6 protein-coding genes and 1 pseudogene are annotated in these 4941 nt (G+C 63.6%); all 7 read right to left on the reverse strand.

The window, feature by feature from the left end; translation table 11 throughout:
- Positions 1-122, reverse strand: a pseudogene (locus JNL31_RS01435) (50S ribosomal protein L17); the annotation flags it as partial.
- 153 nt (positions 123-275) lie between these two features.
- A complete protein-coding gene (locus JNL31_RS01440; RefSeq protein WP_294968914.1) occupies positions 276-1292 on the reverse strand; it encodes a DNA-directed RNA polymerase subunit alpha in 1017 nt (338 codons plus the stop codon).
- Positions 1293-1412: 120 nt separating this feature from the next.
- Complete coding sequence (gene rpsK / locus JNL31_RS01445) at positions 1413-1808, reverse strand: 30S ribosomal protein S11 (RefSeq protein WP_294968917.1); 396 nt, start codon at positions 1806-1808, stop codon at positions 1413-1415.
- Positions 1809-1821: 13 nt separating this feature from the next.
- Complete coding sequence (gene rpsM / locus JNL31_RS01450; RefSeq protein ID WP_294968918.1) at positions 1822-2190, reverse strand: 30S ribosomal protein S13; 369 nt, start codon at positions 2188-2190, stop codon at positions 1822-1824.
- 180 nt (positions 2191-2370) lie between these two features.
- The gene (locus tag JNL31_RS01455) at positions 2371-2955 is read right to left on the reverse strand and encodes an adenylate kinase (protein WP_294968921.1); all 585 of its coding nucleotides are present in this window, start codon (positions 2953-2955) and stop codon (positions 2371-2373) included.
- A gap of 4 nt (positions 2956-2959) precedes the next feature.
- Positions 2960-4330 (reverse strand): preprotein translocase subunit SecY, encoded by a 1371-nt coding sequence (gene secY / locus JNL31_RS01460; RefSeq protein WP_294968923.1) that lies wholly within the window; start codon positions 4328-4330, stop codon positions 2960-2962.
- A gap of 112 nt (positions 4331-4442) precedes the next feature.
- Positions 4443-4922, reverse strand: a complete 480-nt coding sequence (gene rplO / locus JNL31_RS01465) for a 50S ribosomal protein L15 (RefSeq protein ID WP_294968925.1) — start codon at positions 4920-4922, stop codon at positions 4443-4445.
- Positions 4923-4941: the final 19 nt, after the last annotated feature.

Raw genomic sequence — 4941 nt, forward strand, 5'->3', positions numbered from 1 at the left:
GCCTTGGGCAGGGTGGTCTTGATCTGCTCGTGCTCGATCAGCGAGCCGGCCATGTTGGCGAACAGCGCCTTGCGGTGTTCGTGGGTACGGTTCAGGCGGCGGTAGCCGCGGGCGTGACGCATGATGGTCTCCTAACGTCTCTTTTGCTTTGTGTTGCCGCCCGTGCGTGCGGTCGGCGTCGTTGGGGCGGGATTGCCCGGGGTTCCCCGCACAAGGCGGGCATTTCGATGCCGATCTGAAGCCCGGCCTACGCAGGTCGGGCTTCAGACCGTCTTTTAGAACTGGTCCTCGAACCGTTTCGCCAGGTCCTCGATGTTCTCCGGCGGCCAGCTTTCGACGTCCATGCCAAGATGCAGGCCCATGCCCGAAAGCACTTCCTTGATCTCGTTCAGCGACTTGCGGCCGAAGTTCGGGGTGCGGAGCATTTCCGCCTCGGTCTTCTGGATCAGGTCGCCGATGTAGACGATGTTGTCGTTCTTCAGGCAGTTGGCGGACCGGACCGAAAGCTCCAGCTCGTCCACCTTCTTCAGGAGGAGCGGGTTGAATTCCAGCCCCGAGTCGATCTCGCCGACCTTGGCCGATTCCGGTTCGTCGAAGTTGACGAAGATCGACAGCTGGTCCTGCAGGATGCGCGCGGCATAGGCCACGGCATCATCCGGGGTCAGCGAACCGTCGGTCTCGATCTTCATGGTCAGCTTGTCATAGTCCAGCACCTGGCCCTCACGGGTCGGGGTGACTTCATACGACACCTTCTTGACCGGCGAATAGATCGCGTCGATCGGGATCAGGCCGATCGGCGCATCCTCGGGGCGGTTCTTGTCGGCCGAGACATAGCCCTTGCCGGTGTTCACGGTCAGCTCCATGAATACGTCGGCGCCCTCGTCCAGGTGGCAGATCACATGGTCCTTGTTCAGGACCTCGATGCCGTTCGATTCCGAAATCTCTCCAGCCGTCACGACGCCCGGCCCCTTGGCCGAGATAGACAGCCGCTTCGGCCCTTCCACGTCCATCTTCAGGCTGACGCCCTTCAGGTTCAGGACGATGTCGGTCACATCCTCGCGCACACCGGCGACCGAGGAGAACTCGTGCAGGACGTTGTCGATCTGGACCGAGGTGATGGCACCCCCCTGCAGCGAGGACATCAGCACGCGGCGCAGCGCGTTGCCCAGGGTCAGGCCGAAGCCACGCTCCAGGGGCTCGGCGATCACCGTCGCGACGCGGGCGGCGTCGGCCCCCGGCTTCACGACCAGCTGCGTCGGCTTGATGAGTTCCTGCCAGTTTTTATGGATCATTCTGAAGCCCCTATTCTTGTCCGCTGCCGATGTCCGAAAGCCGGCGGACGCCCGAGGATCGTAAACGACGAAAACCGGGCCGCGAGGAAACACCCCCGCGACCCGGCCGAAATGAAAACCTTAGACGCGGCGGCGCTTCGGCGGACGGCAGCCGTTGTGCGCAAGCGGCGTCACGTCGCGGATCGAGGTGATCTGGAAGCCAACGGCAGCCAGCGCGCGCAGAGCCGATTCACGGCCCGAACCCGGACCCTGCACTTCGACTTCCAGCGTGCGGACGCCATGTTCCTGCGCCTTGCGGCCCGCATCTTCGGCGGCCATCTGGGCGGCATAGGGCGTCGACTTGCGCGAGCCCTTGAAGCCCATGGTGCCCGAGGACGACCAGGAGATTGCGTTGCCCTGAACGTCCGAGATCAGGATCTTGGTGTTGTTGAACGACGAGTTCACATGCGCCACGCCTGCGGCGATGTTCTTGCGTTCTTTTTTCTTGGTGCGGGCGGCTTTGGTATCGCGTGCCATATCTTAAGCCCCCTTATTTCTTCTTGCCGGCAATGGCCTTCGCGGGGCCTTTGCGGGTACGGGCGTTGGTGTGCGTGCGCTGGCCGCGGACCGGCAGGCCCTTGCGGTGACGCAGGCCACGGTAGCAGCCCAAGTCCATCAGACGCTTGATGTTCATCGTGACTTCGCGGCGCAGGTCGCCTTCGACGGTCAGATGGGCGTCGATGTATTCGCGGATCGCCAGCACTTCGCTGTCGGTCAGCTGGTTCACCCGGCGCGCGCTGTCGATCTTGAGCGCTTCGCAGATGGTCTGGGCGGTATGGGGGCCGATCCCGGTGATGTAGGTGAGCGCGATCGGAACCCGTTTCGCGGTCGGAATGTTGACGCCAGCAATACGTGCCAAACGTGTCGTCCTTCTTCGGTTGCGGTTCCGTAGTGCCAGAACCTTTTTTCACAACACCGCACGGGGGCTGGCCCCGGCGATACGAACTTCCAACAAGGAAGGCCCGCAAGGCGATTCCACCGCGGGACGCCGTGCTTTATGGGCTTTTCCCGGGGCCGTCAAGGCCGCGAGATAGGTTTTTCAGGCTTTGTCAAGAACTTTGGCGATGGCCTCGGCAACGGTCTGCATCCCGGCCATCCCGTCAACCTGCACCAGATCGCGCGTGGCCCAGTAGTAGCCGATCAATGGTGCCGTATTCTTGTAATATTCCCGCAGCCGCACTTCGAATACCTCGGGCGTATCGTCCTTGCGCACGGGTTGCCCGGCGGCGCGGGCTTCCTCGGCCCGCTTCACGATCCGGCCGACGAGGGCCGCATCGTCCACCACCAGCTCGATCACCGCATCCAGCTTCAGCCCCTTGCGCGCCAGAAGCTCTGCCAGGGCATCGGCCTGACGCAGCGTCCGGGGAAAGCCGTCGAAGATGAACCCGCCCGTTGCCCCCTGGGCCAGCCTTTCCTCGATCAGGCCGATGACGATGTCGTCCGTCACCAACCCGCCACCGTCCAGCACCGCCGCCACCTTACGGCCCATTTCGGTGCCGCTGGTCCTTGCGGCGCGGAGCATGTCGCCGGTGGAGAGTTGCACCATGCCGCGCGCATCGACCAAACGCTGTGCCTGCGTTCCCTTTCCCGCCCCGGGCGGTCCCAGAAGGATGATATTCGGCATCAGGTCAACGCCGCGCCGGAGCCTTGGGTGCCGCTTTGGCACCCGGCTTCTTGCGGCCGCGCAGTTGCGACTTCTCGATCAGCGCCTCGTACTGGTGGGCCAGAAGATGCGACTGGACCTGCTGGATCGTGTCCATCGTGACCGAGACGACGATCAGAACCGAGGTCCCGCCGAAGTAGAACGGAATGCCGACGCGGCTGATCAGGATTTCGGGCAACAGGCAGACCGCCGCCAGATATGCCGCACCAAGGACAAGAACACGGTTCACCACATATTCCAGGTATTCCTCAGTCTTCTTGCCGGGGCGGATGCCGGGAACCGAGGCGTTCTGGTTCTTCAGGTTCTCGGCCACGTCATCGACCTTGAACGAGACGTTGAGCGTGTAGAAATAGGCGAAGAACACGATCATCGCCGCCAGGAACACCAGGTGCAGCGGCTGCCCGTAACCCAGGTTCGCCGCCAGCCAGGACAGCACCGGGTTGGTGCTGCCGCCCGAGAAGGTGGACACCGTGGTCGGCAGAAGCAGGATCGACGAGGCGAAGATCGCCGGGATGACGCCCGCCGGGTTGACCTTGATCGGGAGGTGGGACGAGCCGCCCTCGTAGACCTTCATCCCCACCTGACGGCGCGGATAGAGGATGCTGATCTTGCGCAGGGCACGTTCCATGAAGACGACAAAGGCGATGACCGCGATCACCATCACGATCACGCCCAGGATCACCGGGGTGGAGAGCGCGCCGGACCGGCCTTGCTCGAAGAACTGCACCAGCGCGGCGGGAATTTCCGCCACGATGCCGACGAAGATGATCAGCGAGATACCGTTGCCGATGCCGCGCGCGGTGATCTGTTCGCCCAGCCACATCAGGAACATGGTGCCGCCGACCAGCGTGATGACGCAGGAGGCGACGAAGAACAGGCCCGGATTGTGCGCAAGCCCGCCACCCTGGATCGACATGGCGATGCCATAGCCCTGCATGACCGCCAGCGCCACGGTGCCGTAGCGGGTGAACTGGTTCAGCTTCTTCCGGCCCTGCTCGCCCTCTTTCTTCAGCTGCTGCCAGGGGCCGTACATCGTGGAAAGAAGCTGAACGATGATCGAGGCGCTGATGTAGGGCATGATGCCAAGCGCGAAGATCCCCATCCGCTTGACGGCGCCGCCGGTGAAGAGGTTCAGCATCCCGCCGATGCCCTGACCCGCCTTCTCCATGAACTGGCGCAGCGCTTCGCTGTCGATTCCGGGGACGGGGATGTAGGTTCCCAGCCGGTAGACGATCAGCAAACCGATCGTGAAGAAGATGCGCTGGCGCAGGTCGGTCGCCTTGCCGAGCATGCCCCAGCTGAGGTTCGCCGCCATTTGCTCTGCAGCAGATGCCATGTCAGGTCTCTTTCAAGCCAAGCGCCGCCGGACCGTTCTCCGGTCGGCGGCGCGGGAAAACTGGACAGTGATGTAAGCGACCTTGCGGCCGCTCACAATGCCTTTCCGGCGCTTACTCCGCCGCAGCCGCGACGGGTGCCAGAAGCGTGACCTTGCCGCCAGCTTTCTCGACCGCCTCGACGGCCGAGGCCGAGGCGCCGGTGACGGTCAGCTTGACCTTGGACTTGATCTCGCCCTTGGCCAGCACGCGGATGCCGTCGCGCTTGTTCGAGGTGACACCGGCCGCGACCAGCGCGTCTTCGGTGATCTCTTCCTTGGCGTTCAGCTTGCCCGCGGCAATGAACTTCTCGATCAGGCCCAGGTTGACCACCGCGTAGTGCAGCTTGTTCGGCTTGGTGAAACCGCGCTTCGGGAGCCGACGATACAGCGGCATCTGGCCGCCTTCGTAGCCACCCAGAGCCACGCCCGAGCGGGACTTCTGGCCCTTGATCCCGCGCCCGGCGGTCTTGCCCTTGCCCGAACCCGGGCCGCGCGCCACGCGCTTCTTCTTCTTCGCCGCGCCTTCGTTGTCGGCGAGTTCATGCAGTTTCATGTCGCTTCTCCTTGCCGGA

Origin of the sequence: Tabrizicola sp., assembly GCF_016792905.1 — a bacterium.
Lineage (GTDB): Bacteria > Pseudomonadota > Alphaproteobacteria > Rhodobacterales > Rhodobacteraceae > Tabrizicola.